The sequence below is a fragment of the Variovorax cryoconiti genome, from assembly GCF_051216395.1.
Classification (GTDB): Bacteria; Pseudomonadota; Gammaproteobacteria; order Burkholderiales; family Burkholderiaceae_C; genus Variovorax.
Map to the genome: position 1 here is coordinate 285,555 of NZ_JBPJZI010000004.1, position 21,042 is coordinate 306,596.

General features: G+C 66.9%; 23 protein-coding genes. 5 read left to right on the top strand and 18 right to left on the bottom strand.

Annotated features, from left to right (window positions below; all coding sequences use genetic code 11):
- Positions 1-4: 4 nt before the first annotated feature.
- The 11 genes from ACSFA2_RS13230 to ACSFA2_RS13280 all read right to left on the bottom strand — a co-directional run bounded on the left by ACSFA2_RS13230 (position 5) and on the right by ACSFA2_RS13280 (position 10,491).
- Complete coding sequence (locus ACSFA2_RS13230; RefSeq protein WP_435455765.1) at positions 5-1,576, bottom strand: hypothetical protein; 1,572 nt, start codon at positions 1,574-1,576, stop codon at positions 5-7.
- Positions 1,577-1,714: 138 nt separating this feature from the next.
- Entirely contained in the window at positions 1,715-2,029 is a 315-nt protein-coding gene (rpsJ, locus tag ACSFA2_RS13235) for a 30S ribosomal protein S10 (protein ID WP_028250951.1), read from the bottom strand.
- A gap of 21 nt (positions 2,030-2,050) precedes the next feature.
- Positions 2,051-3,244, bottom strand: coding sequence for an elongation factor Tu (gene tuf, locus ACSFA2_RS13240; protein ID WP_435455414.1), 1,194 nt, complete (start codon positions 3,242-3,244; stop codon positions 2,051-2,053).
- Positions 3,245-3,384: 140 nt separating this feature from the next.
- Positions 3,385-5,484, bottom strand: a complete 2,100-nt coding sequence (fusA, locus tag ACSFA2_RS13245; RefSeq protein WP_435455766.1) for an elongation factor G — start codon at positions 5,482-5,484, stop codon at positions 3,385-3,387.
- 84 nt (positions 5,485-5,568) lie between these two features.
- Positions 5,569-6,042, bottom strand: coding sequence for a 30S ribosomal protein S7 (gene rpsG, locus ACSFA2_RS13250; protein WP_114968651.1), 474 nt, complete (start codon positions 6,040-6,042; stop codon positions 5,569-5,571).
- A 147-nt stretch (positions 6,043-6,189) separates the two neighbouring features.
- Positions 6,190-6,567, bottom strand: coding sequence for a 30S ribosomal protein S12 (gene rpsL, locus ACSFA2_RS13255; RefSeq protein ID WP_013543948.1), 378 nt, complete (start codon positions 6,565-6,567; stop codon positions 6,190-6,192).
- Positions 6,568-6,704: 137 nt separating this feature from the next.
- Positions 6,705-7,874 (bottom strand): D-alanyl-D-alanine carboxypeptidase family protein, encoded by a 1,170-nt coding sequence (locus tag ACSFA2_RS13260; RefSeq protein WP_435455767.1) that lies wholly within the window; start codon positions 7,872-7,874, stop codon positions 6,705-6,707.
- A 21-nt stretch (positions 7,875-7,895) separates the two neighbouring features.
- On the bottom strand, positions 7,896-8,528 hold the full coding sequence (locus tag ACSFA2_RS13265) for an alpha/beta hydrolase (protein WP_435455768.1): 633 nt from the start codon (positions 8,526-8,528) through the stop codon (positions 7,896-7,898).
- A gap of 19 nt (positions 8,529-8,547) precedes the next feature.
- Positions 8,548-8,910, bottom strand: a complete 363-nt coding sequence (locus ACSFA2_RS13270; protein ID WP_286647096.1) for a (2Fe-2S) ferredoxin domain-containing protein — start codon at positions 8,908-8,910, stop codon at positions 8,548-8,550.
- 9 nt (positions 8,911-8,919) lie between these two features.
- Entirely contained in the window at positions 8,920-10,032 is a 1,113-nt protein-coding gene (locus tag ACSFA2_RS13275; RefSeq protein ID WP_435455769.1) for a VanZ family protein, read from the bottom strand.
- A 30-nt stretch (positions 10,033-10,062) separates the two neighbouring features.
- Positions 10,063-10,491: a CopD family protein gene (locus tag ACSFA2_RS13280; RefSeq protein ID WP_435455770.1), complete on the bottom strand. Its 429-nt coding sequence runs from the start codon at positions 10,489-10,491 to the stop codon at positions 10,063-10,065.
- A gap of 339 nt (positions 10,492-10,830) precedes the next feature.
- On the opposite strand from ACSFA2_RS13280, the gene hemB reads away from it, so the two are divergent.
- The gene (gene hemB, locus ACSFA2_RS13285) at positions 10,831-11,838 is read left to right on the top strand and encodes a porphobilinogen synthase (RefSeq protein WP_435455771.1); all 1,008 of its coding nucleotides are present in this window, start codon (positions 10,831-10,833) and stop codon (positions 11,836-11,838) included.
- 13 nt (positions 11,839-11,851) lie between these two features.
- On the top strand, positions 11,852-12,991 hold the full coding sequence (locus ACSFA2_RS13290; protein ID WP_435455772.1) for a magnesium transporter CorA family protein: 1,140 nt from the start codon (positions 11,852-11,854) through the stop codon (positions 12,989-12,991).
- Positions 12,992-13,086: 95 nt separating this feature from the next.
- On the opposite strand, the gene ACSFA2_RS13295 is transcribed toward ACSFA2_RS13290, so the two are convergent.
- Positions 13,087-13,434: a hypothetical protein gene (locus ACSFA2_RS13295; protein WP_435455773.1), complete on the bottom strand. Its 348-nt coding sequence runs from the start codon at positions 13,432-13,434 to the stop codon at positions 13,087-13,089.
- Positions 13,435-13,603: 169 nt separating this feature from the next.
- On the opposite strand from ACSFA2_RS13295, the gene ACSFA2_RS13300 reads away from it, so the two are divergent.
- Positions 13,604-14,509, top strand: coding sequence for a LysR family transcriptional regulator (locus tag ACSFA2_RS13300; protein WP_435455774.1), 906 nt, complete (start codon positions 13,604-13,606; stop codon positions 14,507-14,509).
- A 3-nt stretch (positions 14,510-14,512) separates the two neighbouring features.
- Here ACSFA2_RS13300 and ACSFA2_RS13305 read toward each other — a convergent pair whose 3' ends face one another.
- Together ACSFA2_RS13305 and ACSFA2_RS13310 are read right to left on the bottom strand one after the other, a co-directional pair.
- Positions 14,513-15,196, bottom strand: coding sequence for a dienelactone hydrolase family protein (locus ACSFA2_RS13305; RefSeq protein ID WP_435455775.1), 684 nt, complete (start codon positions 15,194-15,196; stop codon positions 14,513-14,515).
- Positions 15,197-15,224: 28 nt separating this feature from the next.
- Positions 15,225-15,833 (bottom strand): 2-hydroxychromene-2-carboxylate isomerase, encoded by a 609-nt coding sequence (locus tag ACSFA2_RS13310; protein WP_435455776.1) that lies wholly within the window; start codon positions 15,831-15,833, stop codon positions 15,225-15,227.
- Positions 15,834-15,918: 85 nt separating this feature from the next.
- Between ACSFA2_RS13310 and ACSFA2_RS13315 the strand changes: the two genes are divergently transcribed.
- Together ACSFA2_RS13315 and ACSFA2_RS13320 are read left to right on the top strand one after the other, a co-directional pair.
- The gene (locus ACSFA2_RS13315; RefSeq protein WP_435455777.1) at positions 15,919-16,668 is read left to right on the top strand and encodes an SDR family oxidoreductase; all 750 of its coding nucleotides are present in this window, start codon (positions 15,919-15,921) and stop codon (positions 16,666-16,668) included.
- A gap of 14 nt (positions 16,669-16,682) precedes the next feature.
- Complete coding sequence (locus tag ACSFA2_RS13320; RefSeq protein ID WP_435455892.1) at positions 16,683-17,318, top strand: MarC family protein; 636 nt, start codon at positions 16,683-16,685, stop codon at positions 17,316-17,318.
- Positions 17,319-17,339: 21 nt separating this feature from the next.
- On the opposite strand, the gene ACSFA2_RS13325 is transcribed toward ACSFA2_RS13320, so the two are convergent.
- Genes ACSFA2_RS13325 through ACSFA2_RS13340 form a run of 4 tightly spaced genes read right to left on the bottom strand, consistent with a single transcriptional unit; the run spans position 17,340 to position 20,972 of the window.
- Entirely contained in the window at positions 17,340-17,981 is a 642-nt protein-coding gene (locus tag ACSFA2_RS13325) for an ABC-type transport auxiliary lipoprotein family protein (protein WP_435455778.1), read from the bottom strand.
- A 5-nt stretch (positions 17,982-17,986) separates the two neighbouring features.
- A complete protein-coding gene (locus ACSFA2_RS13330; RefSeq protein ID WP_435455779.1) occupies positions 17,987-18,976 on the bottom strand; it encodes an MlaD family protein in 990 nt (329 codons plus the stop codon).
- Between the two features lie 5 nt (positions 18,977-18,981).
- Positions 18,982-19,803, bottom strand: coding sequence for an ABC transporter ATP-binding protein (locus ACSFA2_RS13335; protein WP_435455780.1), 822 nt, complete (start codon positions 19,801-19,803; stop codon positions 18,982-18,984).
- On the bottom strand, positions 19,800-20,972 hold the full coding sequence (locus tag ACSFA2_RS13340; protein ID WP_435455781.1) for an MlaE family ABC transporter permease: 1,173 nt from the start codon (positions 20,970-20,972) through the stop codon (positions 19,800-19,802). The genes ACSFA2_RS13335 and ACSFA2_RS13340 overlap by 4 nt, the downstream gene beginning before the upstream one ends.
- Between the last annotated feature and the right edge of the window lie 70 nt (positions 20,973-21,042).

A 21,042-nucleotide genomic window follows, 5' to 3' on the forward strand; every position in this document is an offset into this window, starting at 1 on the left:
CTCCTCAGGTGATCGAGACGTTGAAACATGCAGTGGTCGCATTGAAGTCCTGGATCACCAGGACACTTTCGCCTGCCGGCAGGTTCAGGGTGGCGTCTTCCATGGCGGGCAACAGGGCCTCACTCGCACCGATCACCCCGCCCTGGTAGACCACGAAGTTGGGGTCGGTGGTGCCCGGACCGGAAACGATGATGCGGTGGCTGCCGGCACTCGCCAGGGTGAAGCGGACGTACGCGAAATTGCCAAGCTTGTTGGCGGACCCGGCCTGGTTGGTCACGCAGGCCTGCGTTGCCGTCGTGCCGTAGAGCGGCGTGGCGAGTGCCACACCGCCATTGTTGGTTTCCAGCGCTCCAAAGGGATCGTTGGTCGAGGAACTGATGGATTGGCCGGCCAGCAGGTTCGCCAGCGTGCTCGCCTGGGAGGGCGCGGCCACGGCGAAGGCGGCCGCGAACGGGTGGATGGAGGTCACCGGCAAACCGCTCTTGAACGGCCCGGTCATGGTCGCGTGAATGGCGCCGAAGCCGGCGGCCCGCTCCAGGTTCCAGAAGATGGCCTGCATCGACTGCTCGTTGAACCACCCCCGATTCGTGGCCGGGGCGGCGCTCAGATCGAGCGAGAAGCCGCCAGCCTGACCGACGTCGCCCGAATCGCTGTACGTGGAGCGGCCCAAGGCGATGCCGGACCACGCATTGCCCCAACCTTCCGAAAAAGCCAGGCGGCGGTCGAGCAAATCTCCGGGGCCGTGCGCCCCGCCCGGCGAATCATCGCGGCTGAAAGCGGACTGGTAGTAGTGGCCCCATTCGTGGGCCACCACCGACGCGTCGTACTCATCGGTGTCGACGTCGGCCCGACCGAGAACGTAGATGGCGCGTGTGCCGTTGCTTTCCGAGCGAAAGAACGTGGTGCCAATCTGTCCGAGTGCCGGGTCACCCGGCGATGGAACGTTGTTGACGCTCCAGTAGACGCGCAACGCGGGGAAGTTCAGCGCGGGGGCAACGGACACGACCTTGTTGACCGCCACATACACCGTGTCGAGCAGCGCAAAGGGGCCGGCGGCGCGCGTGCTCGCATAGGCGCTGCCGCTCCAGCCGGACGGCGCATGGATATCGCGCTGGAGGGATGCCGCGCTGCCGCTGCCGAAGGCGGCCGACTGAATGCTGTAGATCGCGCCAGAAGCGGTGTTGTCGCGCACCGTCACGTCCCAGCTCGGTGCGCCGCTGCGCTGAAGCTGCGCACGCACACGGATCTGCACCGTCGTGTTCACCGGAACCGACAAGGCATAAGCGCCCGCTTCGCTCGTGGTGCCGCTCGCCAGCACCCGGCTGCCATTGTCGGTCACGGCCTCGACGAGCGCGCCCCGGATCGGCTTGGCGCTGATGGCGCTGTAGTCGAGCCGACCGCTGCTTGCATTCGGCACCGAGTCGAAGGTCGCGAGACCTTGGATCGCGACCGTGCCGTCGGTCGAAGCCGGCCCGCTCGCGGGCGCGGTCTCACCGCCGCCCCCACCGCCGCCGCATGCGGCAAGCGCCGCGACGCAAAGCACCAGGCACACCCGGGACAACCACTTTCGACCCATGTAGAACTCCTTGAGCCGGTGGCGCCATTCGCTACCCGCTCTTCGGAGAATGCCACAGCTGCATGGCCCGAAGCGCACAAAAAAAGGCCCGTCGGCATGGCTGCCGACGGGCCTTGACGCATGCAGAAGTCGAAAGACTTACTGCAGCTTGATCTCGACGTCGACGCCAGCCGGCAGGTCGAGCTTCATCAGCGCGTCCACGGTCTTGTCGGTCGGGTCAACGATGTCCATCAGGCGCTGGTGCGTGCGGATCTCGAACTGGTCGCGCGACGTCTTGTTGACGTGCGGCGAACGCAGGATGTCGAAACGCTTCATGCGCGTCGGCAGGGGCACGGGGCCCTTGACGATGGCGCCGGTGCGCTTGGCAGTGTCGACGATCTCGGCAGCCGACTGGTCGATCAGCTTGTAGTCGAACGCCTTCAGGCGGATGCGGATCTTTTGCTTGGTAGCCATGGTGATTCCTTTGCGTCCGGCTTAGATGTCGAGGATCTTGGCCACGACGCCCGAACCCACGGTACGGCCGCCTTCGCGGATGGCGAAGCGCAGGCCTTCTTCCATGGCGATCGGGTTGATCAGCTTCACGGTGATGCTCACGTTGTCGCCAGGCATGACCATTTCCTTGTCCGCAGGCAGCTCGATCGCGCCGGTCACGTCCGTCGTGCGGAAGTAGAACTGCGGGCGGTAGTTGTTGAAGAACGGCGTGTGACGGCCGCCTTCGTCCTTGCTCAGCACATACACCTCGGCGGTGAAGTGCACGTGCGGCTTGATCGAACCGGGCTTGCACAGCACCTGGCCGCGCTCGACGTCTTCGCGCTTGGTGCCGCGCAGCAGCACACCCACGTTGTCGCCAGCTTGACCTTGGTCCAGCAGCTTGCGGAACATTTCCACGCCGGTGCAGGTGGTCTTGACGGTCGGGCGGATGCCGACGATCTCGATTTCCTCGCCGACCTTGATGATGCCGCGCTCGACGGCACCGGTCACCACCGTGCCGCGACCCGAGATCGAGAACACGTCTTCCACCGGCATCAGGAACGCGCCGTCGATGGCACGCTCGGGCGTCGGGATGTAGGTGTCCAGCGCGTCGGCCAGCTTCATGATGGCTTGCTCACCCAGCGGGCCCTTGTCGCCTTCCAGGGCGAGCTTGGCCGAGCCGTGGATGATGGGGGTGGCGTCGCCCGGGAATTCGTACTTGTCCAGCAGCTCGCGCACTTCCATTTCAACCAGCTCGAGCAGCTCGGCGTCGTCGACCATGTCGCACTTGTTCAGGAACACGATGATGTAGCCCACACCCACCTGGCGTGCCAGCAGGATGTGTTCACGGGTCTGGGGCATCGGGCCGTCGGCGGCCGAGCACACCAGGATGGCGCCGTCCATCTGGGCAGCGCCGGTGATCATGTTCTTCACATAGTCGGCGTGGCCGGGGCAGTCCACGTGCGCGTAGTGGCGGTTGGCCGTTTCGTACTCGACGTGCGCGGTGTTGATCGTGATGCCGCGGGCCTTTTCTTCAGGCGCCGCGTCGATCTGGTCGTACGCCTTGGCTTCGCCGCCGAACTTGGCCGACAGAACCGTTGCGATCGCCGCCGTCAGCGTGGTCTTGCCATGGTCGACGTGACCGATCGTGCCCACGTTCACGTGCGGCTTGGTGCGGGTGAATTTACCTTTTGCCATTTTCAATCCTTAGAAAGAGCAGTCCCGTGTATTGGTTTTATGTCTGCATCCGATTGCTGGTTCGCCCCGCACGGGAACAGGGCGGCACCGGATCGCAGACAGGAAGGGCCGCGCACTGCGCGGCCCCACATTCTTGAAACTTACTTGGCGCGAGAAGCGACGATCGCCTCGGCCACGTTGCGGGGAGCTTCCGCGTAGTGCTTGAACTCCATCGTGTACGTGGCGCGGCCTTGCGACATCGAACGCAGCGTGGTCGAGTAGCCGAACATTTCCGACAGCGGCACTTCAGCCTTGATGGCCTTGCCGCCACCCATCATGTCTTCCATGCCTTGCACCATGCCGCGACGGCTGGACAGATCGCCCATCACGTTGCCGGCGTAGTCTTCAGGCGTTTCGACTTCCACGGCCATCATCGGCTCGAGGATCACCGGGCTGGCCTTGCGGCAGCCTTCCTTGAAGCCGAAAATCGCAGCCATCTTGAACGCCATTTCGTTCGAGTCCACGTCGTGGTACGAACCAAAGTGCAGCGTGACCTTGACGTCGACGACCGGGTAGCCGGCCAGCACGCCCTGGTTCAGCGCCTCGATCACGCCCTTCTCGACCGCGGGAATGTACTCGCGAGGAACCACGCCGCCCTTGATGGCGTCGACGAACTCGAAACCCTTGCCCGGCTCTTGCGGCTCGACCTTGAGCACGACGTGGCCATACTGACCCTTACCGCCCGACTGGCGAACGAACTTGCCTTCAGCATCTTCGACGGTCTTGCGGATCGTTTCGCGGTAAGCCACCTGCGGCTTGCCCACGTTGGCTTCCACGCCGAACTCGCGCTTCATGCGGTCCACGATGATTTCCAGATGCAGTTCGCCCATGCCGGCGATGATGGTCTGGCCCGACTCTTCGTCGGTCTTCACGCGGAAGGACGGATCTTCCTGCGCCAGACGCTGCAATGCGATGCCCATCTTTTCCTGGTCGACCTTGGTCTTGGGCTCGACCGCTTGCGAGATCACCGATTCCGGGAACACCATGCGCTCGAGCGTCAGGATCGAGGTCGGATCGCACAAGGTTTCACCCGTGGTCACTTCCTTCAAACCAATGCAGGCGGCAATGTCGCCAGCGCGAATTTCGTTGACTTCCACGCGGTTGTTGGCGTGCATCTGCACGATCCGGCCAATGCGCTCTTTCTTGCCGCGCACCGGGTTGTAGACGCTGTCGCCCTTGGTCAACACGCCCGAATAGACGCGCACGAAGGTCAACTGGCCCACGAACGGGTCGGTCATCAGCTTGAACGCCAGCGCCGAGAACTTTTCGCTGTCGTCGGCCTTGCGGGTCGTCGGGACCTCGTCTTCATCCATGCCCTTGACCGGCGGAATGTCGGTCGGTGCGGGCATGTATTCGACGACGGCGTCGAGCATGGCTTGGACGCCCTTGTTCTTGAACGCCGAGCCGCACAGCATCGGCTGGATTTCGCCGGCGATGGTGCGCTGACGGATGCCGGCCTTGATCTCGAGTTCGGTCAGGGCCTCGCCCTCGAGGTACTTGTTCATCAGCTCTTCGCTCGACTCGGCAGCGGCCTCCACCAGCTTCTCGCGGTATTCGGCGCACACGTCGGCGAGGTCGGCAGGAATTTCACCGTACTTGAAGGTCACGCCCTTGTCGTCGTCCCAGATGATCGACTTCATCTTGACGAGGTCGACGATGCCTTGGAAGCGGTCTTCGGCGCCGATCGGGATCTGGATCACGACCGGGTTGGCCTTCAGGCGGTCGACCATCATCTGGCGCACGCGCAGGAAGTCGGCGCCGGTGCGGTCCATCTTGTTGACGAACGCGAGACGCGGAACCTTGTACTTGTTGGCCTGGCGCCAGACGGTTTCCGACTGGGGCTGCACGCCGCCGACGGCGTCGTACACCATCACGGCGCCGTCGAGCACCCGCATCGAGCGCTCGACTTCAATCGTGAAGTCCACGTGGCCGGGGGTGTCGATGATGTTGATGCGGTGTTCGTCGAACGTACCGGCCATGCCCTTCCAGAAGCAGGTGGTGGCAGCCGAGGTGATCGTGATGCCACGCTCCTGCTCCTGCTCCATCCAGTCCATCGTGGCAGCGCCGTCGTGCACTTCGCCGATCTTGTGGTTCACGCCCGTGTAAAAAAGGATGCGCTCGGTCGTCGTGGTTTTGCCAGCGTCGATGTGCGCCGAGATACCGATGTTGCGGTAGCGCTCGATAGGGGTATTGCGTGCCATGAAAATTTACTCCGTTAACGGATGAAAGCCCGCCCACCACACGGTAGGTCGGGCTTCCAGCCTGTCTGATTGAGGGACGGTCTTTTAGAAGCGGAAGTGGCTGAAGGCCTTGTTGGCCTCGGCCATGCGGTGCACTTCATCGCGCTTCTTCATGGCACCGCCACGGCCTTCCGTGGCTTCCATGAGTTCGTTGGCCAGACGCAGGGCCATCGACTTTTCGCCACGCTTGCGGGCGGCTTCCTTGATCCAGCGCATCGACAGCGCCAGACGGCGCACCGGGCGCACTTCGACAGGCACCTGGTAGTTCGCGCCACCGACGCGGCGCGACTTCACTTCGACCATCGGCTTCACATTGTTGATGGCCATCGTGAAGGCTTCCACCGGGTCCTTGCCCGGGTTCTTCTTCTCGATCTGCTCGAGCGCACCATAAATGATGCGTTCGGCCACAGCCTTCTTGCCGCCTTCCATGATCACGTTCATGAATTTGGACAGCTCGACATTGCCGAACTTCGGGTCCGGCAGGATTTCACGTTTGGGGACTTCGCGACGACGTGGCATGTTACTAACCTCTTTGCTTCAGTTGGCACCGTTTGCGGTACCGCGAGAGCCAACAAGAACTCTCACTTACTCGACCCGATAGTGGGTCACTTCGTTCGATGTGCCCGCCAAGGCAACCGAACACCGTTGAATCGACAGAAAGAAGGCTTAAGCCTTCTTGGGGCGCTTCGCGCCGTACTTGGAACGCGACTGCTTGCGGTCTTTCACGCCTTGCAAGTCGAGCGAACCGCGCACGATGTGGTAACGAACACCGGGCAAGTCCTTGACACGACCGCCACGAACCAGCACCACGCTGTGTTCCTGCAGGTTGTGGCCTTCGCCGCCGATGTAGGAGATGACTTCGAAACCGTTGGTCAGGCGCACCTTGGCGACCTTGCGCAGCGCGGAATTCGGCTTCTTAGGCGTCGTGGTGTAGACGCGGGTGCAGACACCGCGACGTTGCGGCGAGTTCTGCATGGCAGGGCTCTTCGAATTGATCTTCTCGACCGTTCGACCCTGACGCACCAGTTGATTGATGGTTGGCATGAATGAATAAGTCCCAAAACATCCCGGCACTGACCCTCATCGTGACATGAGGAACCGGGGAATGACGAAAACGTGAAACCCTTCGGAAATTTCCGAAAAGCCTGCGAGTATAGCAGGCCGCCCAGGTCTTGGGCGTTTTACTTGATCCAGAGACGGATGGCGTCCCAGGCCCGGCCCAGGATGCCGGCCTGCTCCACCGGCTCCAGCACCACCAGCGGCACCTCGGCGACCGGCTCGTCGCCCAGCAGGACCTTGAGCGAACCGACGGCCTGGTTCTTCGCGAACGGCGCCACCAGCGGGTCGGGGCGCGCGACCTGCGTCTTGATCTTGCTGGCCGAACCGGCCGGCACCGACACCACGATCGCCTCCGGACGGCCCAGCTTGACGGTGTCGACCTTGCCCTTCCACACCGCCGGCGTGGCCGCAGGCTGGTTGGCATCGAACAGCTTGACGGCGTCGAAGGCCGTGTAGCCCCAGTTCAGCAGTTTCTGCGATTCGTTGGCGCGCACGTTCTCGCTGGACGCACCCAGCACGATCGACAGCAGCCGGCGGCCACCGGCCAGGTTCGGGAAGTCGCGCTTGGCCGTCACGATCATGCAGTAGCCGGCGGCGTCGGTGTGGCCGGTCTTCAGGCCGTCGACGGTCGGGTCGCGGAACAGCAGCAGGTTGCGGTTGGTGTCGTTGGTCGACGGCGTACCCGGGTAGCGGTACTTCTTGATGGCGTAGTAGTGCACGTACTCCGGAAAGTCGTGCATCAGCCGCGTGGCCAGGATGCTCAGGTCGCGCGCCGTCGTGGTGTGGCCCGGCACCGTGAGGCCTTCGGGATTCTTGTACGCCGTGTTCTTCATGCCGAGGGCCTTGGCCTGCTCGTTCATGAGTTCGATGAAATGCTCGGCGGTACCGCCCACGCCCTCGGCGAGCGCCATGGTGGCGTCGTTGCCCGACTGGACGATCATCCCCTTGACGAGGTCGTCGACCGGCACCTGCATCTTCGGGTCGATGAACATGCGCGAGCCCGGCATCTTCCAGGCACGCGCGCTCACGGGCAGCGTCTGGGTGAGGTTGATCTTCTTGGATTTGAGCGCATCGAAGACCAGGTAGGCCGACATCAGCTTGGTCAGCGAGGCCGGCTCGACCGGGCTGTCGATGTCCTTCTGCGCCAGCATCTGGTTGGCCGTGACGTCGAGCAGGAGGTAGCTGCGGGCGGCGACTTCGGGCGGCACCGGCACCTGCGCCGAAGCCAGCAGGCAGAACGATGCGGCGGCGGCCAGCACCAGCGCGCGGAGCGCGTCAGAGATACGTGTCATGGGAGATGGGAAGACTGCAGATCAGGCCGCGCGCAGATGGCGGGCCACGAGATTTTTCAAGAGCGGCAATTGTCCGTGAAAGAAATGGCCGCCCCCGGGAACGACTGTGACAGGAAGTGACTGCGGGCGCGCCCAATCCATCACCGCCGACAGGGCCACCGTGTCGTCGGCCTCGCCGTGCACGACCAGTGTGCGCTCGAGCGCGCCCTCGGGCAGCGGCGGCGGCACGACGCGCGCCACGCTGGTCCCCACGAGCACCACCTGCTGCACCTCGCGCGCCGCCCACAGCGCCTGCAGCGCATTCACCGTCACGAAGCCGCCGAAGGAAAAGCCCGCCACGGCGACCGGCCCGTCGGGCGCAACCTGCGCCAGCACCGCCGCGAAGTCCTCGGTCTCGCCGCGCCCTTCGTCGTGCGTGCCTTCGCTGGCGCCAACGCCGCGGAAGTTGAAGCGCACCGCGGTCCAGCCGCTCGCCACGAAGGCGCGGGCCAGCGTCTGCACGACCTTGTTGTCCATGGTCCCGCCGAAGAGCGGGTGCGGATGGGCGATCACGGCGACGCCACGCGATGCGGCGCCGCCGGGCGGCAGGTCGCGCTGGGCGTCGATGACGCCCGCCGCGCCTTCCAGGCGAAGTTTCTCGGTCTGCGAATTCATCACGGATGCAGGGTCGGGTTCAGCGGCCCACGTCGGGCGGCAGCAACAAGCGTTCGACCACCTGCCCGTTCTTCAGGTGCGAATCGACGATCTCGTCGATGTCGTCCGCATCCACGAAGGTGTACCAGACCGCTTCCGGGTAGACGACCGCCACCGGCCCGCCGGCGCAGCGGTCGAGGCAACCCGCCTTGTTGACGCGCACCTTGCCGACACCGGCCAGGCCCGCCTCCTTCACCTTCGACTTGCAGCGGTCGAAGCCCTCCTGTGCGTTGTGCTTGGCGCAGGCGTCCTCGCCGTTCTTGCGTTCGTTCAGGCAGAAGAAGATGTGGCGTTCGTAGTAGCCGGGCATGCCGGACGTGCCGGCCGAGGTGGAAGAAGGCATCGACCGATTCTAGGTTTGGCGCGTGCGCCGCGACAGCGCCGCCAGCACGTAGCCCAGCGTCGCGAAGGGCCACAGCCAGCCCAGCCATTGCGCCAGCCCGTGGAAGCGGATGAAACGCCCCTGCTCCCAGGTGGCCAGCGTCTGCGCGAAATAGGCGCTCTCGGGCGCCTGGTTGAGCAGGCTCAGGTGCAGCACCAGTGCCACCAGCAGCAACGCGGCGCAGAGCCGCCGCGGCGCTCCGAGCAGCAGCACGCCCACGACCACCGCCGCGGCGATGCCGACCTGCACCGGCAGGCTCAGCCAGGCCCACGTGTGCTCCGGGCCCCAGCTCAGCGCCGCCGACAGCGCACTGGCCGCGACACCGGCCGCCAGGATCGCCGGCATCAGCAGCGCACGCCGCGCCACCGATCGTGTGACCAGAAAACCCAGCAGGCACGGCACCAGCGCGCCCAGCATGACGCACAGCAGCTCGACGGCCGGCACCAGCGGCTGCAGCTCGAATTCGCGCAGGGGCATCCAGTCGAGGAAGGGCGTGTCGATCAGCCACTCGGCGATCGCCGCCTCGAGCCGCTCGAACACCTGGCCCAGCCCGAAAGTCACCGCCGCCGGAAAGAGCAGCGCCACGGGCCAGAGCGCCAGCAGCACCAGACCACCGCGCGCGTCGTCGACGAACCAGTACGAGCGCGCGCGGCTCCATCGGGCCACCGCACCGATGCGCTCGAGGCCGGCGGCCAGCACCGCACCGGCGAAAGCGCCGAGCGCATTCAGGCCGAGGTCGACGTTCGACGGGATGCGTGCCGGCAGATAGCTCTGCAACGTTTCCATCGCGAAGGCGATCGCGCTGCCGGCCAGCCCGGCGCGCAGCACCGCCTGCCAGCCGCCGGCCTCCGCGCGCGTGCGCAGCACGGCCAGCGCCATGAGAAAACCCAGCGGGACATAGCCCGCCACGTTGATGCCGAAGTCGAACCCGGTCCAGTACTTGGGCCATGGCGCCCACAGGTAGGACCACGGCGCGATGCCCTGGTCGCGCCAGTCAGCGAACGGATAGAGGCTCGCGTAGACGATCAGTGCCGCATAGGCCAGTGCGAGCGGCAGCGCGGCGGACTTGTGCGGCGTGTTCACCGGGCGATGAGGACGGTGGGCCGTAACGCGTCAGAACGGCTTGACGACAACCAGCACGACGATGGCCAGCAGCAGCAGCACCGGCACTTCGTTGAACCACCGGTACCAGCGGTGGCTGCGCCGGTCGGTGCCGGCTGCGAGCTTGCGCAGGATCACGCCGCAGCCGTGGTGGTAGCCGATCACGACCAGCACCAGCGCCAGCTTGGCGTGCATCCAACCGTTGCCCGGACCACGTCCGATTCCGTAGCCCATCCACAGCCAGACGCCGAAGACCAGCGCCGGGACGGCCAGGAACGTGGTGAAACGCAGCAGCTTGCGCGCCATGAGCAGCAAGCGGGCGCGCTCGGCTTCCGAGCCGGGCGGCACCATGGCGAGATTCACGAAGATGCGCGGAAGATAGAAGAGCCCGGCAAACCAGCTGGCAATGAAGACGATGTGCAGCGATTTGATCCAGAGCATGGCGGCAGTTTAGAGCGTGCCGGCCCACCGGGCGGCGGGTACCACGCGGCGCAGAACCGGACAAAAAAAAGCCCGGCGTTAGAAACGCCGGGCTGGGAAGCCCTTTTGCTGTCACACATCAAGGCACCCGCTCAGGGAGGAAAAGCGGGGAGCGGCAAGCCGCCCGAGATGGAATTTAACAAAGCAAAATCACCGTATCAAGCAAATGGTTAACTTTTTCTGACATTTGCACACTTTGCCCGACAGGACGGCCCGGCCCGCCCGCCCGCCCGCCCGCCGCCCGCTCTCCGCCAACGCTGGCACAGCGACGGGTAAGGCACATCGTGCACAATTTTCCACATGACCCTCCCCGCCCCCTTCCCCGCCGGCCGGCCGCGCCGCCTTCGCCGTGACAGCTTCACGCGCAATCTGGTCCGCGAGCACGCGCTCACCGCGCACGACCTGATCTATCCCGTGTTCGTGCAGGAAGGGCAGAACAAGCGCGATGCGGTGGCCTCGATGCCGGGCGTCGAGCGCTTCAGCCTCGACACCCTGCTGCCGGTGGCCGAGGAATGCGTGGCACTGGGCATCCCGGTGATGGCGCTGTTCCCGGTGATCGACGGGTCGCGGAAGACCCCGGCCGGCGACGAAGCCTTCAATCCCGACGGTCTGATCCCACGCGTCGTGGCGGCGCTGAAAGCACGCTTTCCCGAACTGGGCGTGATGACCGACGTGGCGCTCGACCCCTACACCAGCCACGGCCAGGACGGCCTGCTCGACGACACCGGCTACGTGCTCAACGACGTGACGGTCGAGGTGCTGGTGAAGCAGGCGCTGACGCAGGCCGAGGCCGGCGTCGACATCGTCGCGCCCAGCGACATGATGGACGGCCGCATCGGCGCGGTGCGCGACGCGCTCGAGGCCCATGGCCACATCCACACGCGGATCATGGCGTACAGCGCCAAGTACGCGAGCGCCTTTTACGGCCCGTTCCGCGACGCGGTCGGCTCCGCCAGCAACCTCGGCAAGAGCAACAAGAAGGTCTACCAGATGGACCCGGGCAACAGCGATGAGGCCCTGCGCGAAGTCGGCATCGACATCGCCGAAGGCGCCGACATGGTGATGGTCAAGCCCGGCATGCCCTACCTGGACATCGTGCGCCGGGTGAAGGACGAGTTCCGCGTGCCCACCTTCGCCTACCAGGTGAGCGGCGAGTACGCGATGCTCAAGGCCGCCGCGCAGAACGGCTGGCTCGACCACGATGCGGTGATGCTCGAAAGCCTGCTGGCCTTCAAGCGCGCGGGCGCCGATGGGGTGCTGACCTATTTCGCGCGCGACGCCGCCCGGCTTCTGAAACAGCAGCGCTGAAGCCACCCTTCCCGTGCGAATTTTCGAGATCACCGGCTCGCAGGTCGCCGAGCACGACGCCCTGGCCCCGCTGACGCTGCCCGGCGCCTGCCAGAACGGCTACCTGTGGCTCTCGCTCACGCGCGACGAGTTCCGTGCGTCGCTCGCCGATGTGCAAGGCATCCTGCAGACGCTGTGCGGCACGCAGCTGGTCGACCTGCACGTGAGCGACCTGCTCAACGACCAGTTGCCCTCGCACTACGACTACACCTCGCAGTACGACGTGCTCGTGTTCCGCCGACTGGCTGCTGCGGCCCAGCGTGCCGTGCCGTCGGCCGGCGAAGCGCCGACGGCACGCAGCGGCCCGCCCGTGCTTCGCCGGGTCGACACCCGGCCGGTCGGGTTCGCGGTGTTCGATCGGGTGCTGGTGTCGGTGCATCCGGAAGACGGCGCGGTGCGCGACGTCTACGCGGCCAAGCTGATGGCCGCCGCACGCAGCGACCGCGGCGACGCCGCAGCACCGGCCCTCGACGTGCGCGCCACCAGTGCGCGCGTTCCCACCGGCCCGGCCGACCTGATGTTGCGCGTGCTGAACCAGATCGTCGACGCGTACCTCGACCTGCGGCGCGAACTGACGCGCCAGCTCGACCACTGGCAGGCCGAGCTGATCGATCCGCGCAGCCGCTTCACCAATTGGGGCGCACTGATGGATGCGCGCCAGTCGCTGCACCACCTCGACGAGATCTGCGAAGACCAGCGTTCGGCCGTGCAGGACTGGATCGACGCGATGGAAACGCTGCCGACGCCCGAACTGCCCGCCGACATACGAGAGCGCGAACTGATCATGGTGCGCAGCCGCGACGTGCTCGAGCACATCGAGCGCGTGGTTCACCACGTGCGCCGGCTGGAGCAGAACGCCGAGACCGCCGTGCAGATGCACTTCAGCGTGCAGAGCCACCGCGCCAACGACATCATGCGGGTGCTGACGGTGCTCACCGCCATCTTCCTGCCGCTCAACCTGATCGCCGGCATCTTCGGGATGAACTTCGAATTCATCCCGCTGGTGCACAAGGCCGACGGCTTCTGGATCGCGATGGGCTCGATGGGCTTCATCGCGGTGGCACTGGTCGTGCTGTTCTGGCGCAAGCGCTACCTGGCGCGCACCGCCCGCTGAGCCCGCACGCAAAAAGGCCGGGCGGTGCGACGCACCGTCCGGCCTTTTTGTCGAAGGTCTGAATCAACCACGGCCGCTGGGTGCGGCCGCAGCGATCACAGGCCGGCGCGCTTGGTTGCCAGCGAACCGTTCGTGTACTCGGCAGGCACCGTGCTGTTCACGAAGGACTTGCGGTCCAGGTTCTGGTTGGCGGCATTGGCGGCTGCCACGGCTTCGGCAGCGACGGCCGAGCGGCTGGCGGGCGACGGCAGGGCCGGCGCCACCTTCGAGCTGCGGTTGATGTTCTGGTCGGGTGCGTTCGCAGCGGCGACGGCTTCTGCGTCGACAGCGGCACGGCTCTTGACCGACACCACTTGCTGGACGCCGCTATAGGTTTCGGCCTGGGCGCCGGCGGCGGCGAGAAGGGTCAGGGCAGCAGCGGCGATGATTTGAGCGGTCTTCATGGGTCGTTTCCTCGGATGTTGTTCAAAGATCGGGCTGGCTTCTGGCGGCTGGCCCGTGGGACGAATTCTCGAAGGAAAATGCGGGGCAAGCCTTGAGAAAAATGAACCACGGTGTTCATGAATACGAAACAATCGGACGCGCTGCATCCCAGCCTTTACCCCGCACACCATGGACAGCTTCGACCTTCTGAAGACCTTCCGCGAAGTCGCGACACTCGGTAGCTTTTCGCGTGCGGCCAAGCGGCTCGACATGTCGAAGGCGACCGTCAGCAAGTACGTCGCCGAACTCGAGACACGCTTCGGCGTGCGGCTGCTCAACCGCTCGACGCGCTCGGTGAGCCTGACCGACGCCGGCGCGTTGCTGCTCGAACGCAGCACGCCCGTGATGGAGATGGTGGCGCTCACGCAGGCCGAGATCCAGGAGCACGCGAGCCGGCCCACCGGCCGCCTGCGCATCTCGGCCCCGCACGGCATGGGCCAGGGCGACCTGCCCACGCTGCTGGCGCAGTTCATGGGCTACTACCCCGACGTCAGCATCAGCCTGCACCTGAGCAACCGCACGGTCGACATGGCCGAGGAAGCGATCGACGTCGCCTTGCGCTTCGGGCCCATCGCCGACGACAACCTGATCGTGCGCAAGCTGCTGCAGATGCCGCTGGTGGTGTGTGCGTCGCCGCTGTACTGGAAGAAGCACGGCATGCCCGAGCACCCGTCCGATCTGGCCGGCCACGACGCCTTGACGCATTCGCGCCTGGGCACGCATCCGCAATGGCGCTTCGATGTGGAAGGCAAGCCGCTGGACGTGTCGGTCAAGAGCCGCATGGACGCCACCGAGGCCGGGCCGCTGATCGAGGTGGCGCTGCACGGCTTCGGCGTGATCTACATGCCGGCGCTGCTGGTGCAGCCGCACATCGACCGCGGCGAACTGGTGCCGGCGCTCCAGCCCTATGTGCGCAGCGACATGTGGCTGTCGGCCGCGTACCTGCAACGGCGCCACAACAGCGCCGCGCTGAAGGCCCTGCTCGACTTCCTGCAGACCCGCATCGGGGCCCGCGCCAAGGCGGTCAAGAAATAAGCATCAACCGATGTGCTTGGCGAAGAAGGCCAGGGTGCGTTCCTTCGCCAGCGTGGCGGCAGCCGCGTCGTACGAGCCGCGCTGGTCGCAGTTGAAGCCGTGATCGGCTTCGTAGATGTGCACCTCGACTTCCGGCTGCGCCTTCTTGAAGGCCTCGACCGACTCGAGCGAGATCCAGTGGTCCTTGCTGCCGAAGTGCGCGAGCACCGGCACCTTCGGGCTGCGGGCCGATTCCTCGGGCGTGGTCATGCCGCCGCCGTAGTAGGGTGCGGCTGCCGCGATGCCCGAGACCTCCGCGGCCGAGCGCCAGGTCAGCAGGCCGCCCCAGCAGTAGCCGACGATGCCGACCTTGCCCGCCTTCGCGGCGTACGCGACCGCCGCCTGCACGTCCTGCAGCACGCCGGGCGCGGGCAGCGCCTCGACCGCGGCCTTGAGCGCCGAGCCGGCCTGCATGTCGTCGCCGGTGTAGCCGAGTTCGACGCCGGGCTTCACGCGGTGGAAGGTCGCCGGTGCCACGGCCAGGTAGCCCGCGGCCGCATAGCCGTCGGCCACCGAGCGGATGTGCGAGTTGACGCCGAAGATCTCCTGCAGCACGACGATGGCGCCCTTGGGCTGACCCGCGGGTTCCGCCACGTAGGCGGGGAAGGTGAAGCCGTCTTTGGCGATGAGATCGATGAATTGACCCATGGTCGTTGCTCCTGTTGGATTGAGGGAATCAGTGGGTCTTGCCTTGCAGCGCGCGTTCGACGAAGTGGAGCCGGTCCTGGCCCCAGAACAGTTCGCCGTCGATCGCGTACGTGGGGGCGCCGAACACCTGCGCGTCGATGGCTTCCTGCGTGAAGGCCTCGTAGCGCTCCTGCACGGCCTGGCTCTGCGACTGCTCGACCCGCTGGCTCGGCAGGCCGCATTCGACGGCGATCGCCGACAGCACCTTCGGGTCGGCGATGTTGCGCTCCTGCACCCACACGGCCGCGAAGATCGCGCCGCAGACCTGCATCGCCGCGTCGACGCCGTCCTGCATGTCGACCGCGATGATGAGCTTGGACGCATCGTCGCCCGACACCGGGAAAAAGCGCGGCTTGACGTTCATCGGCAGGCCCAGGTGCTGCGAGAAGCGCGCCATCTCGACCAGTCGGTAGGCCTGGCGCTGCGGCGCACGCTTGCCCAGCGGCAGGCCGCCCGAGACCGGAAACACCGCGCCGAAGTCGACCGGCCGCACCCGCACGGTGGCGCCGGCTGCGTTCGCGATGGCGGCGAAGCGGTCGTGTCCGAGGTAGGTCCAGGGACTCTGCGGGGTGAAGTAATAGTCGACGGTACGGGGCATGGATGTCTCCAGGAAGGCGGCGATGATGTAATCGCGCCGGGGCGCTTTTTTAACCCACGCACGGCTTTCGTGCAGGAGGCGGGAATTGAACCAGCAGATCCTTCTGATCACGGGCGGCGGTCGCGGCATCGGTGCTGCCGTTGCCCTGCTCGCCGCACGTCGCGGCTATGCCGTGGCGGTCAACTACGCGAGCAACTCGCTGGCCGCCGACGACGTGGTCCGCACCATCCGCTCTGCCGGCGGCACCGCCATCGCCGTGCAGGCCGACGTGGGCGACGAAGCCCAGGTGCTGGCGATGTTCGAGACCGTCGACGCCAAGCTCGGCCGGCTCACCGCGCTGGTCAACAACGCCGGCGTGGTCGATGTGCAGGCCCGCGTCGACGAGATGAGCGTGGCCCGGCTCGAACGGATGTTCCGCATCAACGTGATCGGCAGCTTCGTCTGCGCCCGCGAAGCGGTGCGGCGCATGAGCACCAAACATGGCGGCAGCGGCGGTGCCATCGTCAACATCTCCAGCGCGGCGTCGCGGCTCGGCTCGCCCGGCTTGTATGTCGACTACGCTGCCAGCAAGGGCGCGATCGACACCTTCACCGTCGGCCTCGCCAAGGAAGTGGCCGACGAAGGCATCCGCGTGAACGCGGTGCGCCCCGGCCTGATCGCCACCGACATCCACGCCTCCGGCGGCATGCCCGAGCGCGCCGCCGCGCTGGCACCCAGCGTGCCGATGAAGCGCGTCGGCAACGCCGAGGAGATCGCCGGCGCCGTGCTGTGGCTGCTCTCGCCGGAGGCCAGCTACACCACCATGGCACTGGTCGACGTCAGCGGGGGACGCTGATGGCCAGTCCCACGATGGACCTGATCAAGCCGCTGATCACGCTGCTGGCCATCGTGAACCCGCTGGCCATCGTCCCCTTCTTCATCCACTACACGCAGGAATACAACGAGCGCCAACGGCGCCGCACCGCGTGGATCTCGGCCTTCAGCGCCTTCGTGGTGATCGCCATCAGCGCGCTGCTCGGCCTGCAGCTGCTCGGCTTCTTCGGCATCTCGATCGCCAGCTTCCAGGTCGGCGGCGGCATGCTGCTGCTCATCAGCTCGCTCAACATGCTCAACGCGCAGCCGGCCGAGGCCAAGACCAACAAGGAAGAGATCCGCGCGACCGAGGTCAAGGCCTCGCTGGGCGCATCGATCGCCGTCGTGCCGCTGACCATCCCGCTGCTGACCGGGCCGGCCACCATGTCGACGGTGGTGATCTACGCCGAGAAGACGCAGCACCTCTGGGAGCTGGCCGTGCTGGTCGGCTACGGCGTGGTGATCGGGCTGGCGACCGGCATCGCCTTCTCGCTGGCCGAACCGATCGCGCGGGTGCTGGGCAAGACCGGCATCAACGTGATGACGCGGCTGATGGGCCTGATCCTCGCCGCGCTGGCGGTCGAGGTGATGGCCGACGGGCTGGGCAAGCTGTTCCCGATCCTCGGGCGCTAGCCGCCGCGCGGCGCATCGGCGTCAACGGACCTGGTCGAGCCAGGCCACCAGCTCGGCGATGGCCGCATCGCTGGCCGCGGCCAGCGCCCGCACGCCGCCGGACGCATCGGCCGTGGGCGCCGGGCGCCGCACCATGAAGCTGCGCTGCGCCAGCACGCTGTCGCCGCCGGCGCTGCTCTGGATCAGCGTGGCGCGCAGCCGCACCAGGCCATCGCTCTGCGCCGGCGCCTCGAAATAGTGGCTGAACTCGTCGAGCGACACGCGCAGCGTGCGTGGCACGCGGCCGGCCGTGCGCGCCAGCGTCGCGCTCTCTTCGCGGCTGAGCACCGTGCGGCGCTGGGCCAGGGCTTCGCGCAGGCGCTGGTAGACCAGCTGGTTGGGGGCCACGCTCCAGCGCGACTGGCCGTAGGGCCGCAGTTCATTCGGGTCGGCGTAGGCCAGGCGGTAGAGGATCTGCGTGCCTTCGAGGCGCGCGCTCGCGTCGACCTCGGCCAGCGCCAGCGTCGGCAGCGGTGCCGCGTCGGCCGACGCGGGTGCGGCCAGCACCGGGCCGAAGTCGTAGAGCATGGCGCGCGCGGGGCGGTCGGGCAGCGCGCTGCAGCCCGCCAGCACGACGGCAACGAGCACGGCCGCGCAGGCCGGCAGAAGGGAACGTGTGGGCATGGTCATCACCTCGAAGGACGTGCGGCCGCGGCCGGTGCGGAAAAGCCCGGCTCGCCCGGGCCGGCGACGGCACCGCCGTTGCCGAACAACAGCGACTGCGGGTTGTCGTTGATGCCATCGGCCGCACGACCGAGGCGGCGCACTGCGCCCGCCGTGTCGTCGGCCACGCGGTTGATCCGCGGCAGCGTCGCCATGTTGAAGCTGTCCACCGCCTGCGACAGCGCCTTGGTGCCGTCGCCCAGCCGGTCGATCGGGCCGTCGGGCGCGTTGAGCCGGTTGGCGGTCGTGTTCAGGTTGTTGGCCACGCGCGAGATGTCGCCGGCGGCCGTCTTGACGCTGCCCATCGTGTCGCGCGTGCGGTCGATCAGCGGCGGCAACGCGGTGAGCGCGGGGTTCAGGCCCGTCTTGACGGTGTTGTCGAGCTGCTTGGTCAGCTGGTTCGCGCTCGCCGCGGCCTGCGCGATGTTCTCCAGCGCGTCGGCGATGCGCTTCTGGTTGGTGTCGTCCAGCAGCGTGTTGACCCGGCTCGTGACCTGCTCGACCTGTTTGAGGATCACCTCGCCGCGGTCCTGCAGCTGTGCCAGCACCGAGGGCTTGAGCGGGATGCGCGGCGGGTTGGCCTCGTCGGGCGCCAGCGCCACCTGCGACTCGCCCTTGTCGTCGATCGCGATGAAGGCCAGGCCGGTCACGCCCTGGTAGCTCAGCGTGGCGAAGCTCGACTGCGTCAGCGGCACGCGCTGATCGACGGTGATGCGCACCCGCACGTTCCCTTTGACCTTCGGATCGAAGTCGATGGCCGTGACCTTGCCCACCGCGATGCCGCGGTAGCGCACCATCGCCTGCGGCTGCAGGCCGCTCACCGCGTCGCGGGTCGAGAGTTCGTAGGTGTTGCGCACCGTGTCGTCGCGCGTGAGCCAGACCACCAACGCGACGAGCACGGCGACCAGGCCGAGCACGAAGGCGCCGGCGGCGAGGGCATGGGCCTTGTTTTCCATGGGGTCTACCTTTCGGCCGGCGCATCGCCGGCGGGGGTGTCGTGCAGGGCTTCCACGGCGCGCTTTCCGCGCCCGCCCAGAAAGTAGTCGTGGATGAACGGGTGCTCGTAGGCCATCACCTCACGCGGCCGCCCCGAGACGATGACGCGCTGGTCGGCCAGCACCGCGATGCGCGTGGAGAGGTCGAACAGCGTGTCCAGGTCGTGCGTGACCATCACCACCGTCAGGCCCAGCTCGCGGTGCAGGCTGCGCAGCAGGTCGCAGAAGCTGTCGGAAGCGGCGGGGTCGAGGCCGGCGGTCGGCTCGTCGAGCAGCAGCAGCGGCGCGTCCATGATGAGCGCGCGCGCCAGGGCCACGCGCTTGATCATGCCGCCCGACAGGTCCGACGGGCTGCGGTTGGCATGCTCGGGCTTCAGGCCCACCATCTGCAGCTTGACCAGCGCTGCGTCGCGGATCAGGTCGTCGGGCAGCAGGCGCAGTTCGCGCAGCGGGAAGGCGATGTTCTCGAGCACGCTGAAGGCCGAGAACAGCGCGCCGTGCTGGAACAGCATGCCGACCTTCGCCGCATCGCGCGCGCCCAGCTGGCCCGGCCGCTGGCCGAGCACCGTCACTTCGCCGCGCGTCGGATGTTCGAGCCCGAGGATCTGGCGCAGCAGCACCGTCTTGCCGGTGCCCGAGCCACCGACCAGCGACAGCACCTCGCCGCGGCGGATCGACAGGTCGAGGTCGCGGTGCACCACCTGCTCGCCGTCGGGCGACTTGAAGGTCGTCCACAGCTTGCGGATGTCGACCACCACCGGCGCGTCGGCTGCGGGCACGTCGATCATCGGAAGCCCACGCTGCGGAACAACACGGCGAACAGCGCGTCGACCAGGATCACGACGGTGATCGAGGTCACGACCGACGAGGTCGTGCCGCGCCCCAGGCTCTCGGTGTTGGGTTGGACCTTCATGCCGAAGTAGCAGCCCACCAGCGCGATGAGGATGCCGAACACCGCCGACTTGCCGAGGGACAGCCACAGGTTCGACAGCGGCACCGCGCGCGGCAGCGCCTGCATGAAGTACGCAGGCGACAGGTCGAGCGTGAGGTTGGCCGCGACCATGCCGCCGGCGAGCGCCGCCATCGACGTCCACATGCTGATGAGCGGCATGGCGATGGCCAGCGCCAGCACCCGCGGCATCACCAGCCGGTAGCCGTGCGGGATGCCCATGACGCGCATGGCGTCGAGTTCCTCGGTCACCCGCATCACGCCGATCTGCGCCGTGATGGCCGAGCCCGAGCGGCCGGCCACCAGCACCGCAGCCAGCACCGGCCCGAGTTCGCGGATCAGCGACAGGCCCAGGATGTTGACCATGAAGGCCTCCGCACCGAAGTTGCGCAACTGGTTCGACATGAGATAGGCCAGCACCACGCCGATCAACGCCCCCACCAGCGCGGTGATCGGCAGCGCGGTGGTGCCGAATTGGTAGAGCTGCCCCGACAGGTCGCGCCAGGGCGCGCGGTGCGGTGCGCGGACCAAGGTGCCGATGTCCAGCACGAGCTGGCCGATCATCCGCAGGAGGTCGCGCGCCACCGCGAGGGCGCGCGGGCCGTGGTGGGCATAGGCCTTGAGACGATCGGCCAGCGTGGGACTGGCCTCGGGCGGCGGCGCGCAAGTGAACGTCGCCACGTGCTCGAGCACCGCCTTGTGCGGCGGGTCCATCTCGATGCGTTGGGGCCAGGCACCACCCCAGTGCTTCCACAGCACCTGGGCGCCGATGTGGTCGAGCTGCTCGATGGGACGCAGGTCCCAGGCGACATCGCCGTTCGGCAGCGCGTGCAGGCTGTCGGCGAGGACGGTCCAGTCCCGGCGCGACGAGAAGGCCAGGGCCGTCCACTGGCCTTCCGCCACCACCGCGCCTTCCCCGCCGCGCGCCACGCGGGGCGGTGCACGCACCGGCTCGTTCGGCGCAGCGGCGAGCGTGGTGGGCGCAGTGTTCGGCGCAGGCAGTGGCATGGAGGCAGTCTGTTCCGGGAGGCTCGTTGGTGGTGGCGCGTCATCCTAACCGGAGGGTATGACGCGCCCG

Coding starts and splice junctions, on each gene's coding strand:
- ACSFA2_RS13230 (WP_435455765.1), bottom strand. CDS start 1,576: ATGGGTCGAAAGTGGTTGTCCCGGGTGTGCCTGGTGCTTTGCGTCGCG.
- rpsJ (WP_028250951.1), bottom strand. CDS start 2,029: ATGGCTACCAAGCAAAAGATCCGCATCCGCCTGAAGGCGTTCGACTAC.
- tuf (WP_435455414.1), bottom strand. CDS start 3,244: ATGGCAAAAGGTAAATTCACCCGCACCAAGCCGCACGTGAACGTGGGC.
- fusA (WP_435455766.1), bottom strand. CDS start 5,484: ATGGCACGCAATACCCCTATCGAGCGCTACCGCAACATCGGTATCTCG.
- rpsG (WP_114968651.1), bottom strand. CDS start 6,042: ATGCCACGTCGTCGCGAAGTCCCCAAACGTGAAATCCTGCCGGACCCG.
- rpsL (WP_013543948.1), bottom strand. CDS start 6,567: ATGCCAACCATCAATCAACTGGTGCGTCAGGGTCGAACGGTCGAGAAG.
- ACSFA2_RS13260 (WP_435455767.1), bottom strand. CDS start 7,874: ATGACACGTATCTCTGACGCGCTCCGCGCGCTGGTGCTGGCCGCCGCC.
- ACSFA2_RS13265 (WP_435455768.1), bottom strand. CDS start 8,528: ATGAATTCGCAGACCGAGAAACTTCGCCTGGAAGGCGCGGCGGGCGTC.
- ACSFA2_RS13270 (WP_286647096.1), bottom strand. CDS start 8,910: ATGCCTTCTTCCACCTCGGCCGGCACGTCCGGCATGCCCGGCTACTAC.
- ACSFA2_RS13280 (WP_435455770.1), bottom strand. CDS start 10,491: ATGCTCTGGATCAAATCGCTGCACATCGTCTTCATTGCCAGCTGGTTT.
- hemB (WP_435455771.1), top strand. CDS start 10,831: ATGACCCTCCCCGCCCCCTTCCCCGCCGGCCGGCCGCGCCGCCTTCGC.
- ACSFA2_RS13295 (WP_435455773.1), bottom strand. CDS start 13,434: ATGAAGACCGCTCAAATCATCGCCGCTGCTGCCCTGACCCTTCTCGCC.
- ACSFA2_RS13300 (WP_435455774.1), top strand. CDS start 13,604: ATGGACAGCTTCGACCTTCTGAAGACCTTCCGCGAAGTCGCGACACTC.
- ACSFA2_RS13305 (WP_435455775.1), bottom strand. CDS start 15,196: ATGGGTCAATTCATCGATCTCATCGCCAAAGACGGCTTCACCTTCCCC.
- ACSFA2_RS13310 (WP_435455776.1), bottom strand. CDS start 15,833: ATGCCCCGTACCGTCGACTATTACTTCACCCCGCAGAGTCCCTGGACC.
- ACSFA2_RS13320 (WP_435455892.1), top strand. CDS start 16,683: ATGGACCTGATCAAGCCGCTGATCACGCTGCTGGCCATCGTGAACCCG.
- ACSFA2_RS13325 (WP_435455778.1), bottom strand. CDS start 17,981: ATGCCCACACGTTCCCTTCTGCCGGCCTGCGCGGCCGTGCTCGTTGCC.
- ACSFA2_RS13330 (WP_435455779.1), bottom strand. CDS start 18,976: ATGGAAAACAAGGCCCATGCCCTCGCCGCCGGCGCCTTCGTGCTCGGC.
- ACSFA2_RS13335 (WP_435455780.1), bottom strand. CDS start 19,803: ATGATCGACGTGCCCGCAGCCGACGCGCCGGTGGTGGTCGACATCCGC.
- ACSFA2_RS13340 (WP_435455781.1), bottom strand. CDS start 20,972: ATGCCACTGCCTGCGCCGAACACTGCGCCCACCACGCTCGCCGCTGCG.